The 17,395-nt window shown below is 49.7% G+C and carries 15 protein-coding genes; 10 read left to right on the plus strand and 5 right to left on the minus strand.

Annotated features, from left to right (window positions below):
* The first annotated feature begins 77 nt into the window (after nucleotides 1-77).
* Entirely contained in the window at nucleotides 78-218 is a 141-nt protein-coding gene (locus tag CWE23_RS07840) for a DUF3149 domain-containing protein (protein ID WP_105306682.1), read from the plus strand.
* Here the strand turns inward: CWE23_RS07840 and CWE23_RS07845 are convergent.
* A complete protein-coding gene (locus CWE23_RS07845) occupies nucleotides 215-1,990 on the minus strand; it encodes a diguanylate cyclase (protein ID WP_126819951.1) in 1,776 nt (591 codons plus the stop codon). The two genes, CWE23_RS07840 and CWE23_RS07845, sit on opposite strands and share 4 nt — an antisense overlap.
* 82 nt (nucleotides 1,991-2,072) lie before the next feature.
* On the minus strand, nucleotides 2,073-3,254 hold the full coding sequence (locus tag CWE23_RS07850; protein WP_105306680.1) for an MFS transporter: 1,182 nt from the start codon (nucleotides 3,252-3,254) through the stop codon (nucleotides 2,073-2,075).
* Nucleotides 3,255-3,388: 134 nt separating this feature from the next.
* Here CWE23_RS07850 and CWE23_RS07855 point away from each other — a divergent pair, with 134 nt between their 5' ends.
* The 3 genes from CWE23_RS07855 to CWE23_RS07865 all read left to right on the plus strand — a co-directional run bounded on the left by CWE23_RS07855 (nucleotide 3,389) and on the right by CWE23_RS07865 (nucleotide 6,419).
* Nucleotides 3,389-4,303, plus strand: a complete 915-nt coding sequence (locus tag CWE23_RS07855) for a M14 family metallopeptidase (RefSeq protein WP_126819952.1) — start codon at nucleotides 3,389-3,391, stop codon at nucleotides 4,301-4,303.
* Between the two features lie 104 nt (nucleotides 4,304-4,407).
* Nucleotides 4,408-5,766 carry an MBL fold metallo-hydrolase RNA specificity domain-containing protein gene (locus CWE23_RS07860; RefSeq protein ID WP_105306678.1) on the plus strand — a complete coding sequence of 453 codons (1,359 nt, stop codon included), beginning with the start codon at nucleotides 4,408-4,410 and terminating at the stop codon, nucleotides 5,764-5,766.
* A 107-nt stretch (nucleotides 5,767-5,873) separates the two neighbouring features.
* Nucleotides 5,874-6,419 carry a porin family protein gene (locus tag CWE23_RS07865; protein ID WP_105306677.1) on the plus strand — a complete coding sequence of 182 codons (546 nt, stop codon included), beginning with the start codon at nucleotides 5,874-5,876 and terminating at the stop codon, nucleotides 6,417-6,419.
* Between the two features lie 6 nt (nucleotides 6,420-6,425).
* Here CWE23_RS07865 and CWE23_RS07870 read toward each other — a convergent pair whose 3' ends face one another.
* Nucleotides 6,426-7,172, minus strand: coding sequence for a DUF5020 family protein (locus tag CWE23_RS07870; RefSeq protein WP_241970586.1), 747 nt, complete (start codon nucleotides 7,170-7,172; stop codon nucleotides 6,426-6,428).
* Between the two features lie 78 nt (nucleotides 7,173-7,250).
* Here CWE23_RS07870 and CWE23_RS07875 point away from each other — a divergent pair, with 78 nt between their 5' ends.
* The 4 genes from CWE23_RS07875 to CWE23_RS07890 all read left to right on the plus strand — a co-directional run bounded on the left by CWE23_RS07875 (nucleotide 7,251) and on the right by CWE23_RS07890 (nucleotide 11,869).
* Nucleotides 7,251-8,735: a methyl-accepting chemotaxis protein gene (locus CWE23_RS07875; protein ID WP_105306676.1), complete on the plus strand. Its 1,485-nt coding sequence runs from the start codon at nucleotides 7,251-7,253 to the stop codon at nucleotides 8,733-8,735.
* Nucleotides 8,662-9,279: a DUF6436 domain-containing protein gene (locus CWE23_RS07880; RefSeq protein WP_105306675.1), complete on the plus strand. Its 618-nt coding sequence runs from the start codon at nucleotides 8,662-8,664 to the stop codon at nucleotides 9,277-9,279. Before CWE23_RS07875 ends, CWE23_RS07880 begins: the two co-directional genes overlap by 74 nt.
* Nucleotides 9,280-9,341: 62 nt before the next feature.
* Nucleotides 9,342-10,931: an EAL domain-containing protein gene (locus CWE23_RS07885; protein WP_105306674.1), complete on the plus strand. Its 1,590-nt coding sequence runs from the start codon at nucleotides 9,342-9,344 to the stop codon at nucleotides 10,929-10,931.
* Between the two features lie 26 nt (nucleotides 10,932-10,957).
* Entirely contained in the window at nucleotides 10,958-11,869 is a 912-nt protein-coding gene (locus CWE23_RS07890; RefSeq protein WP_126819953.1) for a sensor domain-containing diguanylate cyclase, read from the plus strand.
* On the opposite strand, the gene CWE23_RS07895 is transcribed toward CWE23_RS07890, so the two are convergent.
* A complete protein-coding gene (locus CWE23_RS07895; protein ID WP_126819954.1) occupies nucleotides 11,866-13,185 on the minus strand; it encodes a DASH family cryptochrome in 1,320 nt (439 codons plus the stop codon). The two genes, CWE23_RS07890 and CWE23_RS07895, sit on opposite strands and share 4 nt — an antisense overlap.
* 68 nt (nucleotides 13,186-13,253) lie before the next feature.
* Between CWE23_RS07895 and CWE23_RS07900 the strand changes: the two genes are divergently transcribed.
* A complete protein-coding gene (locus tag CWE23_RS07900; RefSeq protein WP_105306671.1) occupies nucleotides 13,254-13,709 on the plus strand; it encodes a DUF3429 domain-containing protein in 456 nt (151 codons plus the stop codon).
* A 74-nt stretch (nucleotides 13,710-13,783) separates the two neighbouring features.
* Here CWE23_RS07900 and CWE23_RS07905 read toward each other — a convergent pair whose 3' ends face one another.
* Complete coding sequence (locus CWE23_RS07905; RefSeq protein WP_126819955.1) at nucleotides 13,784-16,564, minus strand: M16 family metallopeptidase; 2,781 nt, start codon at nucleotides 16,562-16,564, stop codon at nucleotides 13,784-13,786.
* 169 nt (nucleotides 16,565-16,733) lie between these two features.
* Here CWE23_RS07905 and udk point away from each other — a divergent pair, with 169 nt between their 5' ends.
* Entirely contained in the window at nucleotides 16,734-17,390 is a 657-nt protein-coding gene (gene udk, locus CWE23_RS07910; RefSeq protein ID WP_420809958.1) for a uridine kinase, read from the plus strand.
* The last annotated feature ends 5 nt before the right edge of the window (nucleotides 17,391-17,395 follow it).

Consider the following 17,395-nt stretch of genomic DNA (forward strand, 5'->3'; position numbering starts at 1 on the left):
AAGATTGATCCATATCAAATTGCTTTACCGGGCTCTTTAATACACTAAAACCATATACTGAGTAGGGAGAAAGTGCCATGAGTTTATGGAAAGCGTTTTTTAATGATCCGGTTATTTTTATCTCATTTATTGGTTTGGGCATCGTCATCGGGCTGTGTGTTTTTTACGCTATCTTTTTCTACAAGAAGATGGTTAACGCTGAGCAACATAACAACTAGTGGCTTAAAGGTTTGCCGCGTTGCCGGTATTTTACCTGATACATGGCTTTGTCGGCTTCTTTAAGTAGCTCATTAACCGAACGCGGTAAAGCGGTTTGATGGAAGCCGACGCTGGCTGAAATGGTTAACGGCTGCGAAACACCGGCCACCATCGGTTGTTGAATTTCGCGGCGAATCTGGTCGATGAAGGCTGAAACTTCGAGGTTATTGACAAAACGGTCGCTGACGACAAGAAACTCATCACCACCAAAGCGGGCAACTGCATCACCATCAACGGTGCAACCGAGTAGGCGTTCGGCCACAATTTTCAACACCCTGTCACCGGCGGTATGGCCATATTCGTCATTAATGGGTTTAAATGCATCGAGATCGAGCATGACCAGTGTTAACGGCGTGCCAGATTGCCGACATCGTTGCATCGTATCCCGCAATGCCTGATTCAGGCCATTACGATTCAACAAACCGGTTAAGCCGTCATGATGAGCCATTTGCTCCAGTTCGTAAGTTCGTTGGGCGACTTTTTGCTCAAGTTTTGCTTCGTGCGTTTTTAAGGTGGTCAGTGCTTCTTCCTGAGCCCGCTGTTTTTCGTTTTTCAATTGATTGAATTTCGCGGCGATAGCAAACGACAGCAGTAACATTTCTATCGCTGAGCCAATTTGCATGCCGTACAAACTGAAAAAATTGGTCGGCACGACACCTAAATTGCGAAGGGCGTGAACGAAGGCACCGGTTAATAACAACGTCCAGGCGATGACAAACAGATTTGCGCCGGGAACCTTGCGTATCGCACAGGCGACGCCACAACTCAATAACACCAGCCCCGCGGTTAAACCGTTGATATCACTGAGCTGTAATGCCGTTTGCGGAGAGGCAATAAAGGCACTCAGCATCCCCAAAAACGACACCGTTAGCGGAATCAGTGTCACCCGGTACCACCAGCGACTGTGCGTTTTTAGCGCCAGAAACTTGCGCGCAAACAAGGTTGCGGTAAAGCCTGCCGCAGAAAAACTAAACGCCATTACGCGGTTAACATCGAGCGTGTCATGATCCCAAAACAACTGCGGGCCTAACCCGTTCATTGCCAGCGTGCCCGCCAGAAAACTACCGACAAACAGCGAATAGCGCAAAAAAACCGACTGTTTTAACGCCGTAAACAGCAACAGATTATAAAGGCTTAACGCCAGTAGCATACCGCAGTACAGCGATAGCCAGAACAGTTCGTTACTGTAGCTGTTGTCGTAATGCGTGGGGGAGTACAAGCGCTGAAAAGCGGTTAAGCTGCCGTTACTTTGGATACGTGTGTAAAGAGTCATTGCGGTGTTTGCCGGAAAGGCGATCGGAAATGAGGCATGGCGGTTGTTCAATGGCCGTTGTTCTTTCGTGATGTGACTTCCGGAACGAAATTGCTGACGTAATTCACCCCGCTCATCAACAACATAAACATCAACGCGATCAAGGTTCGCGTAGTCAAAGGAGAATACCTTTAACAGGCTGTTATCGGTCGTATTCGTGATGACGTTTTTTAACCAGAGGGTGCCGTCGTAGTAACCTAAATGCAACTGCCCGGGATCCAGCACAGGCTCAAACAACTGCCGTTGCTCAATCGAGCGAAAATCTGTCTCACCGGTAGGATCGAGGTAACGTTCTGTGTAGAAAATCAGTTTGATGTCATCAGTCTGCCCATCGACATACAGGCTCGGTGATGACGCTAATGTCGCTGGCGCGAGAAAAGCCAAAAGAATCAGGGTTATGGTCGACAGAAAGTGTGGCACGCGTCAATTTCGAATTGATTATTGTAGTTATCATCCCATGATAGAACAAAACTGCTGATAAAAACATCGCCCTGCGACCAGCCTACAAGCTTTCAGCATAATTGACCTTGCGGCTGTGGTTTTTGGTGATAAAGAAAATAATAAGCCCGCTACCGGCCAGCAAACAGCCGACCCATCCGGTGCCCTGCCACTGCCAGGGTGAGACAATAGCGAGGCCGCCAAGATAAGCACCGATGCCGTTAGCAATATTAAATGCCGCATGATTAAGTGATGCCGCTAAGGTTTGTGCTTCGCCCGCGACATCCATCAGTCGCACTTGTAAGGTCGGTACTAATGCGGCGGTTGACCCCAATAAAAATACCATCGGCAAGATGCTGACTAAGTTATCAATACTAAACGGAAACACAAACAGAACCAGTGTGGCCCAGGCCAGTGCACCACCGATCGCCCATTTCATGTTGACGTCGGTCGCCCAGCCACCGACTAAGCTTCCGATAAAAGAACCCACGCCATAAATCAGCAAGGCGATAGGTATCCAGCCCTGGCTCACTTGTGTTGCCTCTAACAAGGTTGGCGCCAGATAACTCAGTACCGCGAACATACCGCCAAAACCAATACTGCCGATTGCCAGCGTCAGCAGAACTTGTTTGTTCTTAAGGGCTGACAGCTCGGTGCGTGTGCGGCTGTGCTGTTGTTGCCGGATAGCTGGTACGGCAATAGCGATTAACAGCACCGCGCTTAACGCGGTGATGCCGACGCCACGATAAACCCAGCGCCAGTCCAGCATCTGGCCAAACCAAGTGGCAAGCGGATTACCGATTAAGATGGCGAGCGTCAGCCCCATCATCACTAAGGTTACCGCTTTGCCTCGCTGGTTCTTACGTACCATCGCCGCCGCCAGTAGACAGACAATGCCGCCATAGGCGCCGTGGGGAAGACCGCTAATAAAACGTAGCCATTGCAACTGCTGAAAGCTATCGGCCTCGGCACTGGCGATATTGGTTACGGCGTACAGACCCATCAGGGCGAGTAGCAGAGACTTTTTGTTGGCGCGGGCAAATACGATGGTAATGAGCGGCGCACCAATGACGACGCCGAGCGCATACAGGCTGATTAAGTGGCCGGTTTGTTGAGAACTGGTACCAAATTCAGAGCCAACATTGGGTAACAGCCCCATCATGACAAATTCGCCGATACCGATTGCGAAGGTACCAATAGCCATGGCGAAGATCGCGACAGCCACTTGCAGTTTGGAGTAAGACATGGTGATAAACGTTTTAGCTTAAAACAGAAGGCAATGGCCTCAGATGGTAACCCAGACCACCAATTATCGCTATCTTAAAACGTAATTATGTTAGGCTGTTGATCAGGTTTAGTGACCGATCACATAGGATGTTTATGACTGAACAAACAACAATTTACCCAATTGGAACCCCTGGTAAACCTTGGGGTGAGGCAGAAAAATCGCAGTGGCTGGCTGCGCAGACCAAAAAACGTTCTTATCAGCAACAGGTAGTGGCTAAACTTGAAGCGATGAATGACCGCTTCAACATTGAGCAGTACGGCGAATTGAATTATACGGCCGGCGACTACCCCTTGTACGTCGTGCGGAATAAAAACTGGAACCCGGAAAATCCGACCATTCTGGTGACCGGCGGCGTTCATGGTTATGAAACCAGTGGTGTCCAGGGCGCTTTATTGTTTATCGATGCAGAGCTGGAACATTATACGGACGATTTTAATTTCGTGGTGTTCCCGTGCTTGAGTCCCTGGGGCTATGAAACCATCAACCGCTGGAACCCTGACGCTGTCGATCCAAACCGTTCGTTTGTTGCTGACAGTCCGGCGCAGGAATGTGCGCTGGTGATGGATTATCTGAGTGATTTGGGGGTTGATTTCCTCGCACATGTCGACTTGCATGAAACGACTGACTCGGATAACTCAGAGTTCCGCCCGGCAAAAGCAGCGCGTGACGGCGAGGTAAATACCAACTGGAATATTCCGGATGGCTTTTATCTGGTGGGTAACTCGGAAAACCTGCAAATCGATTTTCATGCAGCGATCTTGGCCGAAGTGGAAAAGGTCACACACATTGCTGCGGCTGACGAGCACAATCAACTGATTGGAGCGCCGGTCGATCGCGAAGGACTGATCAGCTTTCCGGTCAAACAGTTGGGGCTGTGCATCAGCCTCACCAATGCCATGTACGCGACCACTACGGAAGTCTATCCGGACAGTCCACGGGCTACACCGGAAGAATGTAATCGGGCGCAGGTTGCTGCCGTGATTGGTTGTATAAAATTTTTACAGTAAGTCTAGGTAAACAAAAACAACGGTGCTAATTTAACACATACGAGTTATGTCCAAAATCAGTACCGTTGCGGTTGCGACGAGTATTTAGGTCAAAAGGAGTCGCAATGAAGATTATCTTTTTAGGCGGAACCGAAACCGTGACCGGCTCGAAATTTCTGGTTGAAACGGAGCGAACCCGGTTGCTTGTCGATTGTGGTTTGTTTCAGGGCTATAAGTGGCTGCGTAAGCGCAACTGGCAACCCATACCTATGGGCATTAATAAGGTCGATGCGGTGGTGTTAACGCACGCTCACCTCGATCATTCCGGCTTTATTCCCGTGTTGTTCAAAGAAGGCTACCGGGGCCCTGTCTATGCGCATCAAGCGACCACTGAGTTATGCCATATCATGTTTGCTGACAGTGGCCGAATTCAGGAAGAAGACGCAAAATACCTCGGCCGCCATGGCCTCAGTAAACACGAAAACCCACAGCCGCTTTACGATGAAAACACCGGCAAAGCCAGTATGAGACTGTTTGAGAGCGTGGCGTTTCGGCAACCGTTCCAGGTCGGCGATATTCAGGTGATGTTGCAGCCTGCCGGGCATATTCTCGGTGCAGCCTCTGTGATCATCGAGGCGGAGGGCAAAAAAGTGGCTTTTTCCGGTGATATCGGTCGTCCGGAGGACATCATGATGTACCCGCCGGAACCTTTGCCGGAGGTAGATTTATTGCTGTTGGAGTCAACTTACGGTGACCGTCGGCATGAAAAAACCGAGCGGGCTGAGGAACAGCTCGCCGAGGTGGTTAATGAATGCTCCGCCGGCGGCGGGGTGGTGATGATCCCGGCATTCTCAGTTGGGCGTGCACAGCTAATGCAACATCTGCTGGTTAAACTGATGGACGAGGGACGCATACCCAGGCAACCCATATTTCTCGATTCGCCCATGGCCATCAACGTCTCGGAAATCTATCGTCGTCACCATAAATTACACCGGCTAACTGACCATGACTGTCAACGAGCGTTTGACACCGTGATATATACCCGCAGTGTGGATGAGTCGAAAGCCATTGCATCGCAAAGCGGGCCGCATATTATTATTGCCGGCAGCGGTATGGCAACCGGCGGCCGTATTCTGCACCACTTTAAACGCTGGTTGGGGGATCACCGAGCGACGGTACTGTTCAGTGGCCATCAGGCCGGCGGAACACGGGGCGCGAAAATGCTGCAGGGCGTCGAGTCGATCAAGTTGCACGGAGAGTGGCTACCGGTGAAAGCGCGGGTGCGCTCGTTAGACGGTCTTTCCGGGCATGCCGATTATGTGGAGTTAACCTCCTGGCTGCAGGCTTCCAAGCTACGTCCCAAAACCCCCATTCAATTGATTCATGGCGAACCGGATGCGATGGAAAGCTTTCGCGATCACTTGCACCAGCAAACTCAGTTTGATGTGGATATTGCTGATTACCAGGGCGTTTATCATCTTTAGTATTATTGTCGCTTATCGCTGACAGTTTTGTCAGCGATAATCTCTGGCTTCTCGTTCATGAGTTGCTAATCTATCCACACATTTTCAACCTTAAGGAATGAGGTATTATGAAAAAAGCTCTGTCATTGTGTTCACTACTTCTGCTCTCAACTACCGCAAGCGCACAACAAAGCATGTCCTGGGATGATTATTACCTCGGTATGCAGGTTAGTCAGTTCAATATTGACTCTGGTCCTGACTTTTCGACCGCGAAGCCGGTTGGGTTGACGCTCACGGTAGGAGAACAGGTGCATCCAAATTTTGCGGTTGAAGCTCGACTGGGTTTTGGCGTCGCCGACGATACCATTCGCTATCAGCCCAACGACACGACCACAGCCGAAACCGATATCGAGCTGGATTACGCGGTGAGTATTCTGGCAAAACCACAGGCGCGTGTGAGCGACTCGGTTTCCGTTTATGCACTGGCGGGCTGGTCTCGCAGTGAACTGAGTACGGCGGGTGGTTCTGGCGCCGACAGCGGTCTCAGTTATGGTGCCGGGTTTGCATTGCAGCCGGCACCACAGCTGGATGTTTATCTGGATTGGCTAAGGCTAATGGATGAAGAGGGGGTGGCACTGTCATCCATTAACCTGGGGTTCACCTATCGTTTTTAAGGGGGATTAAAAATGCCATTTGAGCAATAGGTTCGGGTTGTGTTCATGCACTCCGTCAATGTAGAACTTATTGCGCCAATAAACATACTCAACGCCCACGTACAGTGGGCTTTTTAGTTCTAAATAGGGGGCAAGGTCCAACTTCAGTTGCGAGGTGAAATTAAGGTTGGCAGGGCCGACACCTGCTATTCCGGACGCGTAATCGATAAAGCCATCGTACAGCCATTGTGTTCCGGCAAGCTGAAACGATGTTGCCCAAGTTGCAGTCAGTTGATAATTGTTTGGCAGATTATCGTTGTTGCGGCGGTAAGCATCCAATTCGAGGTAGTCAAAGCCCGGTGCGTTAAATGCGACCCCCAAACCGTAGAGATAATGGGTAAAGCCATCACCAACTTCTGCGGTTGTGGTAACACTGTAATTGGCAATCCAGGAGTCGCTGAATTCCGCTAAATAAAATTCCGGAGATACTTCGATATAGGTTTCGGTATCGCCGTTACTCGACTCTAACCGATCGGCAAAACTGAATAATTTGCCCCAGCTGTAACCGGAAACATATTCGAGGGTCACGACTTGTCGGTCAGTGTCTCCCACCTCGTATTGATTACCATTGAGATAAGTCAAACTTGTGTCTGACCAATATTGCTCTGCCGACGACGACGCGGTAAAGAGAAGGGTAGAAAGGCTAAGGAACAAGCCTGGATAGTTTGAATGATTCAACATAAAAAGCTGGCCGTGTGAGTAAAAAAGCGACATTATATTTATCCTTGGCGATTAATCCAGTCGTGGCTGTATTTACGTACAAGGTTTGCTTTTTTGTCATAGAGGTAAAGCATGCCGACCTTCCCATGGATTCTTTCCGCTCACCGCGTCTTTACCGGTGTCTTATTTGTGCAAGTGGTTATTACGCTGCTGATCAGTTTTTATACCGGCGAGTGGCTGATACCTGTTGCGTTATCGCTGTTTATTGCCGGCTTACCGCTGGCGCTAATTTTGCTGGCGCCGGCTAACCCGTTAACACGTCATACCGTAGCGGCGGCGACGCAATTGTTGACGGCTTTGCACATTGATCAAACCATGGGGCTGGTTGAACTGCACTTTGAGATCTTCGCGGTGTTGGCTGTTCTCGTTTATTACCGTGACTGGAAAGTGATTGTTACCAGCGTCTTGGTTGTTGCCGTTCATCACGTGTTGTTCTTCTTCCTGCAATTGAACGACGCTGGTGTGTACATCTTTGCGGCGGATTATGTGAATTTCGGCATTTTAACCATTCACGCCAGTTTCGCCGTTGCTGAAGGTGCCATTTTGGCTTTTATCGCGCACCGTACGTTTATCGAAGCACAGACGGCGTTGCGAATTAACTCGGCGATCGAAGATATTGTCGGTAACGATAAAGGCATCAATCTGGCGGTTTCATTGGATGCGGATAATGAACAAATACAACGGTTTAATCAGCTGATTGAAGCGATGCGAACCAGTGTTGCTGAAACGGAGTTGCTGGTGGACAGTGTTGAACAGCAATCTGAGGAGCTGGCTGGTAATACTCAGGCGTTGACCAGCAGACGACAGCAGTCGGCAACGGAGTTGTCGCGTATCGTCCATGGGATAGAGCAGATGGTCGGCACGGTGAACGCTATCAGCGATGAGTCTCAACGTGCTCGTGAGGCGGCAAATACTGCACTGAGCGACACCAGTAACGCTGCCGACTACACGGTACAGGTCAATGGTGCCATTCTGTCGGTAAAAGAAACCGTCGCCGAAGCGTTGGAACATATTAAATCACTGGAGCAGAAAAGCAGCCGTATCAGTACCGTGGTGGCAGCGATTAACGATATTACCAAGCAGACCAACCTACTTGCCTTGAATGCGGCCATCGAAGCAGCGCGGGCGGGGGAGCAGGGGCGTGGTTTTGCGGTTGTGGCAGACGAAGTAAGGAGTCTGGCATCAACGACAGAACGAAATGCGGCTGAGATAAGCGATATTTCCCAGCAGATTATCGATGAGGTTACCCAGTCGGTGACGATTGTAGAACAAGCGACGCAGGTTATTGACGATGGCTCTAAAATGTCGGTTGAGCTGAAGCAAATGATCGAGTCAGTGGCAACCAAAGTTCGTACCATGGCGGAAACCATCGAGCAAGTTGCCTTTGCTACCGAGCAACAGTCGAATGCTACTGCTGATATGTCTTCGTCCGCGAAGGATTTAAAAGCGGTGTCTGAACAAGAGTATGAGTTCGTCAAAAACAATGACGAAAAAACTCGGCAACTGGCTGAGGACGCTGAACGGTTACGGCATCAAATTGAAAAGTTTGCGGTCTAAAAGCGGGCGTCAACGGCTGCTCTGGGGCATCGTGATCCTTTGGTTTGCGAGCGTACTGGTGGCGTTATTTTGGTTGCTGGATGCCCGCCTGAGTTGGTTCGATAATCAAGGCCGGCTGCAGCAACAAGTATCCCACGGTGAGGTTGAAGAGCGACTAAAGCCGCTGTTAGAACGCACGGTTGGTGACCTGTCTGCCGTCGTCGTGCATGTGTTCTCTGAAGATTGCCCGTGCAACTGGCGAACGCGCTCGCATCAACAATTGATTCAACGCAGAGTAACTGAGCGGGCAGGTCGCAATGTTGAACTTGATATTGATCAGCATGAGGCGTTAAAGGCCTATATCCCATCGACACCGGCGGTCATAATTTTTGATGACAACGAGCAGCTGATCTATTTGGGCCCTTATGCAGACGGTGCCTTTTGTAATACGGAGAGCAGTTTCGTCGAGGCGTTATTGCCGCAGCTGTCGGCCGGGACCGCAGCACCAAAGGGCGGTTGGATAAATACGGTTGCAAAAGGTTGTTATTGTGCTGTCGCAATTTAACGATGGTCAGGTTACAGTATGGATAATAACAAAAATAACAAATCAACTTGAGGGATCGATGAGTGCGTAATCATCACTTGCTGTCACAATATGTTACTGCGTTGGAGTCGTCCGCTTTGTGCGTGCGGCTCAATGCACAGGGACAAGTGATTTTTATCAGCGATTCGCTAAAAAACCGGCTGAATACCGACCAACCTGTGGTCGGCAAGGGCTTTAAGCAGTATATCGATCCGCAACACCGCGAGGCACTTGCAGACCGAATCAGCTACACCGTAGAGCACCAGCAAAGCTGGAATGGGATCATTCGCCTGGCGACGCAACAAGAGCAGGGGGCGTGGTTTCGTTGTCTGACGATTCCTTTATATAACGACCAGAAACTTGCTGAAATTGTGCTGTTGTTGCAGGACATATCCCGCGAGGTTTACCTCGATGAGCTGCTCAATGAAACGCGTTTTGATGCTGTGACTGGATTAGCCACACGCGTTGATTTACTGAATGACTTAAAGAACACAAGAGCGCAGTGTCTGGCGATTCTGGACATCAGGAAGTTTCGCTCATTTGCTGATTTTTACGGGATTGAGTTTGGCGATCAGTTACTGCGGGCGTTCAGTGATTGGTCCGCTCACTATTTGTCTCAACACCATTTGTATCTATACCGCCTGTATGGCGACAAATTTGCCATAGCCGCCGATTTTAGAATGATCCCCAGTGTGTTTGAAGCGCACTTAAAACATTTTTACCAGGCGCTGTCGGCCACGCAATTTACCATTAACGGTGGTGAAGTGGCCGTTGATATTGCGATGGGAATGGGCGTTGGGCGTAAAAAATTGATTCAACTTGCAGAGAGCGCACTGGCACGAGCTAAAAAGGTATTCTCCGGTGATCGCATTGAGTGTGTCAAAGAGCGCGACTTTACTCACAGTCATCAAGTTAATTGGATGCCAAAAATACAGTCTGCGCTGGATAACAAAAATTTTGTGAACTACTACCAGCCGATAAAAAGCAGTAATGGCAAACATGTAGACTATTATGAAGCTTTGGTTCGACTCCGCGATGGCAGTACGGACTTACCCCCGGGCTTATTTTTGGATAAAGCGAAGACGACCCGTTATTACAGTCAAATCACCCGTTCGGTCGTTGAGCAGGCCGTGGTACAATCAGAGCAACATGGGGTTGCTATTTCGGTCAATATCTCGATTGAAGATATTCTTCACTCGAACACCGTTGAATTCATTCTTAACACGCTGGAACAGCACCCGCTGGCGCAGCTTATTTTTGAAATTACGGAAACGGAATCAACGGAAGACTTTACCGCCGTTGAGGAGTTTGCGTTTGAGGTGCGACAACGGGGCGGTAAAATCGCCATCGATGACTTTGGCGTTGGTTATTCAAATTTCTCTCGTTTAATTCAATTACACCCCGATTATTTAAAAATCGACGGCAGTATTATTCGTAACATTCTTAATGATAAAAGCAACGCCAGTATCTTAAACGGTATGATCAGTATTTGCCGTGAATTAGAGATCCCAATGGTTGCCGAGTTCGTTGAGAACGAAGCCATTAATGGCTATTTAACACAACAGCAAATCGAGTATTTGCAAGGGTATTATATTGGTAAACCATCACCGTATTTATCCAAGTGGCTTAACTAATTTTGTGACCAAGCTGTAGGGCCGTAATGGAAGTAGCAAAAACGTTTCGCGAGTTTTTAGAAATCATCCCCGACGGAGCTTTGGTCATCAATAGCGGCGGCATCATTGTTGCCGCTAATGCCGCAGCTGCCTCGATGTTCGAGTACTCGCGCGAGGTACTGATTGGACTGCCGCTAGATAATTTGTTGCCGCCGGAATTTCGGCAGAATCATGCCGAGCACCTGGCCAAATTTTTTGCGCATCCTGGTAAACGCTCAATGGGTAATGGCCTGCGTTTTCCTGCGGTTAAACAATCGGGGTTGCAGTTTTACGTTGATATTATGCTCAATCAAATGGACGTTGACGGCGACCTGTTCGGTGTCGCGATTGTGAGAGACTATACGTTACAACAACAGACCGAAGAAAAAATACGTCGCGAACTTGAGTATGAAAAGCGTCAGGCTTTGACCGATCATTTAACCGGCGTGATGAATCGTCGTGCCTTTGTCGGACAACTGAATGAAGAGCTGGAACAGCTCGCCGAACATGGCACGCCGTTCGCTGTCGGCTTTATTGACCTTGATGACTTTAAAGAGGTGAATGATCGTTTTGGCCATCAGTACGGTGATCAAGTGTTACAAAGCATCGCCCGCATGATCAGCGGCTGCAGTCGCCATTCCGACCATGTGGCGCGTATTGGTGGAGATGAGTTTGCCACCATTCATCCGATGATTTCTGCTGAAAACGCCTTGCAGATGATGGAGCGTTTGCGCGCTAAGCTGGTGTCCGGTATTGAATCCGAGCATATTCCCGTTACTCTGTCGATTGGTTTGATGCAGTGCGACGACCCATCGTTATGCGAGTCCGTCGAGCACATCGTGGAAATGGCCGATAAAGCCATGTATCAGGCTAAAAAAGAGGGCAAGAACGCAGTGGTGCTTGCCCGCTATATGGATTAATTGGCCGTTATCGGCCAGTCGGCGGCATCATTCACATCAAGTTGCCTTGTCTGCTGGCCTTTCCAGCGCTCGATATAGTGGCCGTCTGGATCAAATTGGGCGGTTTGCTTATCAATATTAAAATGGCGACCACCGCGAGGATCAGCGCCAACACCGGCAATGTACTGCCAATTGCCCCAGTTTGAACCGATATCATAATCCAATAACTGTTGCTCAAAATAGGCGGCACCGTAGCGCCAGTCGACGGCCATCTCGTTGACCAGACAACTGGCGACGATTTGACGACCTCGATTGGACAGATAACCGGTCTGGTTAAGTTGATGCATGCAAGCGTTGACTAACGGGTAGGGCGTTTGTCCGGCGCACCATTGCTTAAAACGGGTTGGATAAAAGGTGGTTTGCGGCTTACGCCCGGCAACGCCGGTAAAGGCAAACACTTGCTCTTGATAGCGCAGTAAATACCAAAAAAAATAGTCCCGCCACAATAGTTCAAAAGCGATCCAGTAGGTTGACTCGTTTTCGCCGTGCTGTTGCTCGTAGTCTCTGAGTGCGTTGATCACCTGCTGCGGCGAGAGATTACCGTGGGCAAGATACGCCGATAACTTGGTTGACTGATCAAAGCCGTCCAGGGCATTACGAGTTTCCTTATAACGTCCGGGCGCTGCTGACGAAAAGTAGCGTTGCAGGTGTTGTAACGCGGCTGTTTCACCACCGGCAAGCCAGCTTTCTCCAGCCTCAGGCAGGTCGGCTGACGCGTTGACCGACAGCGCCCGGTGTTGCCAGTTAGGTGCCGCTAAGGCCTGTTTTGTGAAGCGCTCAGCCAACGGCTCTAACGGCTTACGAAACTGACTGAAGGTGGCCGCTAACTGTTGTAGCCCGCCGGGTAGGTCGTCCTCACTAAGTAACGTGCTGTTCGGCAGTTGATGAAAATCAAGGAAACGAAATCGTTGTTGCAATTGTTGCCAGCGACGTCGTTCGTAGACGCCCGCCTGCAGTGCGCCAAAAACAGCGTCTACCTGCAGCGTACTGATCAGTTGTGCCATCTCATCCAACGGCTCACCGACACGAACAGTGAGTGTGTGGCCTTGTGCCTGTAACTGTCGCTGCAAATCGTGCAGAGATTGCAGGATGAAGCTTAGCCGGTGCTGGCCAAGCGCCGGCATACCATAGCGTCCTCGCGTCAGGCTTGCTTTATCGAGTACGTAGCAAAAGGTGATGGCAGCAGAACTGTCTTGCGCCGCTGTTAAGGCCGGATTATCGTTGAGCCTCAAGTCATGGGTAAACCAGTAGAGACTGCGGGCGTATCTTTTTGTCATGGACTAAACTTAAGTAATGGATATTTCGTTATAAATTACGTAATAAATTTAAAAATGGACGTTTGCTAATGAATTCGACAAAAACAAAATTGATGCAAATTCTCGGTTATGGCGGGTTGATCCCATTTTTGCTGGCCGCACTGGCCGAATTGATGGCACTGGAATTGCCGGTACCGGTTGAACCAATGACGCTGTTACTGACTTATGGCGCCATCATTTTGAGCTTCCTTGCCGGGACCTTGTGGGGACGAGCCATGCACCGGGCTGACAGTGAACCAACGAACCTGTTATTGATCCTCAGTAATGCGTTTGCGTTATTGGCATGGCTAACATTGCTGTTGAACAGCGTGTTTTGGTCGTTGTTGCTGCAAATGCTGGGTTTCGCACTGTTGCTGGCATTTGAACGGGGGCTGGCAAGAGGAACGCTGATGACAAGTCAATCCAGTTATTACCCGATGCGACTGATTCTAACCACCGGTGTTATTGTCTGTCAGTTGCTGGTGTTGGGAAATCACTTATTTTAAGTGATCAGTAACGTTGCCATAAAAAAACCGCGCAGGAACAACCCGCGCGGTTTGGCTTCAGGGGATGATAAGGGTTATTCTACATCGTCAAGAATGGTCACTTCGCCTAAGTTAAGCGCGCGCACTTTCTCTTCGATTTGTTCAAGGTCACCCACGATAACCCAAGTCATCGCATCAGGACGCAGAACCTCATCAGCCGTTGCTTTAACGCTGTTCAAATCAATATTTGAAACGCGCTGTGCGTAGGCTTCCAGGTATTCCATGTCCTTACCTTTGTTCAGCGTATCGGTTAATGCCCCGATCAGCTGGCCTTTGGTTTCGTAAGCACCTGGTAACTTGGCGGTTTTGTTTGCCTGTACCTTCGCCAGTTCGTCAGCAGTTGCCGGCTTTTCACCTTCGTACTGCGTGAACTCTTTGACGATTTCTTGAATCGATTCCTGAGTCTTATCGGTTTGTACCGGCGCCAGAGCAATCAACAGACCTGGACCAAGATTGTCCAGCCACATGGAACGGGCTCCGTACGACCAACCTTTGTCTTCCCGCAGGTTCATGTTCAGACGACTGGTAAAGCTACCACCAAGGATGGTGTTCATCACATCAATGGTATCGGCATTGTCGACGGTACCTGATGGAGCCAGTTGGCCGGCAATGATCAATGACTGCGGCGTTCCCGGTTTGTCGATCAGGAACACTCGAGCTTGTTGCTGTTCGGCCGGGCGCTCGAGCACTTTGCTTGGCTTCGGTTCCGCCGGCGCAGACCAATTGGCCAGTTGCTGTTCCAGTAACGGCTTGATTTGTGCTTCGGTGGTATCACCGACAATCACTAATCGCGCATTATCCGGGCGCATCCAGGTATTGGCATGTTCGACCAGGTCGTCGCGGGTTAGCGCGTTGATGGAATCGATGGTGCCGGAACCAGTTAATGGCTGGCTGTAGGCATGGTCGTCACCAAACATTAAACCTGGCATAACACGCAATGCCTGCGTTTGTGGGCGAGCTTGTTCTTTGCGGATGTTTTCGATCCAGTTAGAACGTTTACGATCGATTTCTTCTTGAGGGAAGGTCGGGCGTAAAAGAATTTCGCTCATCAACCCAAGACTTTCGCCCAGGTTAACCGTCAGGCTGTCCATGCGAATGGTAGACGTGTCCAAAGACGCGTATGCGCTGAGGCTGGTACCAAGGTTTTCCAGCTTGGCCGACAGTTCCATCGGACCATAGTTTTCGGTGCCTTCCTTCAACATTGACATGGCGAAGCTGGCGGTACCGGCTTTGCCTCCCGCATCGGCGGCATAACCGGCGTCAAATACCAGACTCATTTCTACAGTCGGGGTATCGTGACGCTCGGCAAGGTACACTTCCAAACCGTTAGAAAGTTCAAAGGTGTTCAGTTCCGGTAAGTCCAGTTTTGGTAACTCACCGACATCCGGTAGCTCATCACGGCTGGCCTGTGCTTCACCTGCCTGATAGTCCGGCTGCGGCTCAATGTGCAGGATAAAGTCGCCGTCAGTTAACCAGCGTTTGCCGGCGGCCTGAAGATCAGCTGCGGTTGCCGATTTGATCCACTCCATTTCCTGCTGATAAAAACCTGGGTTGTCGTGATAGACCGCGCCCGACGCCAGAATGTCAGATTTACCGCCGAATCCACCGACTTTTTCAGCCTGACGGACAAAAGCTGCGGTGGTGCTGAACTTAGTACGTTGCAACTCTTCCTGAGTTGGTCCTTCGGTAAGCAGACGCGTCAACTCTTCATCAATGATTTGTTCGATTTGGTCAAGGTCAACACCGGCTTTGGCGTCAGCGGTAATGAAGAACTGACCGGCAAGGTCGCGACCAAACTGGAAGCCACCGACGGAGCTAGCCAATTGCTCTTCGTACACCAGGCGTTGATACAGCCGTGAATTTTTACCGTTCGCCAGAATGTCCGATAACAGACCCAGGAATTCATGGTCCTGTGTACCCAGTTGTGCGGTGTTCCAAATCCGATAGATACGGGCAGCAGGCACATCATCCTGCATGGTAGCGCGTTTAGTACCTTCGCGTTTGGCAACCCAGGCTTCGAGTTTTTGCAAGGGTTTACCCGGTGCGATATCGCCAAAGTACTTTTCAACTTTCTCTTTTGCGGTTGCCACATCGATGTCACCGGCCAGCACTAAGACGGCGTTGGACGCGCCATAGTAGTCTTTAAACCACTGGTGTACATCGTCAAGAGAGGCGTTATTCAGATCTTCCATCGAACCGATGACCGACCATGAGTAAGGGTGGCCTTCAGGGAAGGTCTGCTCAGCGAGGTATCCCCAGACACGGCCATAAGGCTGCGCTTCACCCTGGCGTTTTTCGTTTTGTACCACGCCACGCTGTTCGTCGAGTTTTTCCTGTGTTACCGCACCCAACAAATGACCCATGCGGTCAGATTCCATCCACAATGCCATATCCAGTGCCGGCGTCGGCACATTCTGGAAGTAGTTGGTACGGTCATTGTTGGTGGTGCCGTTCATTTCGGTGGCGCCGGCACGCTCAAACGGTCCGAAGTATTCGTCATCGTAGTTTTCGGTACCATTAAACATCAAGTGCTCAAATAAATGAGCAAAACCTGTCTTACCGGGCTTTTCGTCTTTCGAGCCTACGGCATACCAAACGTTAACGGCCACAATCGGCGCTTTACGGTCTTCATGAACAACGACAGTTAAGCCGTTATCCAGAGTAAATGTCTCGTAATCAACCTTAACTTCGGGAAATTGTTGCTGAGTTGTAAGCTGCTCAGACTGACTGCCGGCATTGGCCGTTTGTGTCATCTGACAACCGCCGAGTAATGCGGTTGTAACCGCTACAGCGGTAAGAGTTTTTATCATTTTCATTGCGGTAAAATTCCTTAATACTTTTAATAAGCCCAGACACTATAACGCTATGACTTGTCTAACTGTAGAGTGATGAGTTACAAAATTGTAACCAAATTAGACAAAACCAAAATGGCGACTGGACTTTTAATTGTCGGAGTAATCAAGGATAATTGCGCGCGGTCTGAATATGCTAAAGGGATATCACGAGCTTGTGAGTAATACGACAGTTATTGCAATTGCGGGAGCCTCCGCATCAGGAAAGAGTCTGTTTGCCTCGACGGTTTATCAGGAATTGGTTGCGGAGCTAGGCAGCGATGGTATTGCTATCCTGGCAGAAGATGCCTACTACCGGGATCAAAGCCACATGACCATGGAACAACGCGTGCTGACCAATTATGATCAGCCGTCTGCGTTTGAACATGATTTGTTGCTTGAGCACATTCAGCAACTTCGTCAGGGCAAAGCTGTAGACATGCCACAATACAGTCATACCACTCATACTCGGTTACAAGAAAGTATTCGCGTAGCTCCGGCAAAAGTGATTATGGTAGAAGGTATTTTGCTGCTTACCGACCCCGCCTTACGGCAGGAGTTTGACATTGCCGTGTTTATGGATACGCCATTGGATGTTTGTCTGCTGCGCCGGATCAAGCGCGATATTGAAGAACGTGGTAGAACCTTGCAATCGGTAACTGAGCAGTACGAGCAATATGTGCGGCCGGCGTTTTTCGACCATATTTTTCCGTCCAAGCAGTACGCAGACCTGGTGGTCACCCGGGGTGGTCAAAATGAAATCGCTATTGATATTATAAAAACAAAAATCCGCCAGTTGTTAGCGGAATAAGTTGG

It is taken from the genome of Idiomarina aquatica (assembly GCF_003987185.1).
Taxonomy (GTDB): Bacteria; Pseudomonadota; Gammaproteobacteria; order Enterobacterales; family Alteromonadaceae; genus Idiomarina; species Idiomarina aquatica.

Bases quoted from the DNA above. Each gene is read 5' to 3' on its own strand.
- CWE23_RS07840 (WP_105306682.1), top strand. From the start codon at position 78: ATGAGTTTATGGAAAGCGTTTTTTAATGATCCGGTTATTTTTATCTCA.
- CWE23_RS07850 (WP_105306680.1), bottom strand. From the start codon at position 3,254: ATGTCTTACTCCAAACTGCAAGTGGCTGTCGCGATCTTCGCCATGGCT.
- CWE23_RS07855 (WP_126819952.1), top strand. From the start codon at position 3,389: ATGACTGAACAAACAACAATTTACCCAATTGGAACCCCTGGTAAACCT.
- CWE23_RS07860 (WP_105306678.1), top strand. From the start codon at position 4,408: ATGAAGATTATCTTTTTAGGCGGAACCGAAACCGTGACCGGCTCGAAA.
- CWE23_RS07865 (WP_105306677.1), top strand. From the start codon at position 5,874: ATGAAAAAAGCTCTGTCATTGTGTTCACTACTTCTGCTCTCAACTACC.
- CWE23_RS07870 (WP_241970586.1), bottom strand. From the start codon at position 7,172: ATGTCGCTTTTTTACTCACACGGCCAGCTTTTTATGTTGAATCATTCA.
- CWE23_RS07875 (WP_105306676.1), top strand. From the start codon at position 7,251: ATGCCGACCTTCCCATGGATTCTTTCCGCTCACCGCGTCTTTACCGGT.
- CWE23_RS07880 (WP_105306675.1), top strand. From the start codon at position 8,662: ATGACGAAAAAACTCGGCAACTGGCTGAGGACGCTGAACGGTTACGGC.
- CWE23_RS07890 (WP_126819953.1), top strand. From the start codon at position 10,958: ATGGAAGTAGCAAAAACGTTTCGCGAGTTTTTAGAAATCATCCCCGAC.
- CWE23_RS07895 (WP_126819954.1), bottom strand. From the start codon at position 13,185: ATGACAAAAAGATACGCCCGCAGTCTCTACTGGTTTACCCATGACTTG.
- CWE23_RS07900 (WP_105306671.1), top strand. From the start codon at position 13,254: ATGAATTCGACAAAAACAAAATTGATGCAAATTCTCGGTTATGGCGGG.
- CWE23_RS07905 (WP_126819955.1), bottom strand. From the start codon at position 16,564: ATGAAAATGATAAAAACTCTTACCGCTGTAGCGGTTACAACCGCATTA.
- udk (WP_420809958.1), top strand. From the start codon at position 16,734: ATGCTAAAGGGATATCACGAGCTTGTGAGTAATACGACAGTTATTGCA.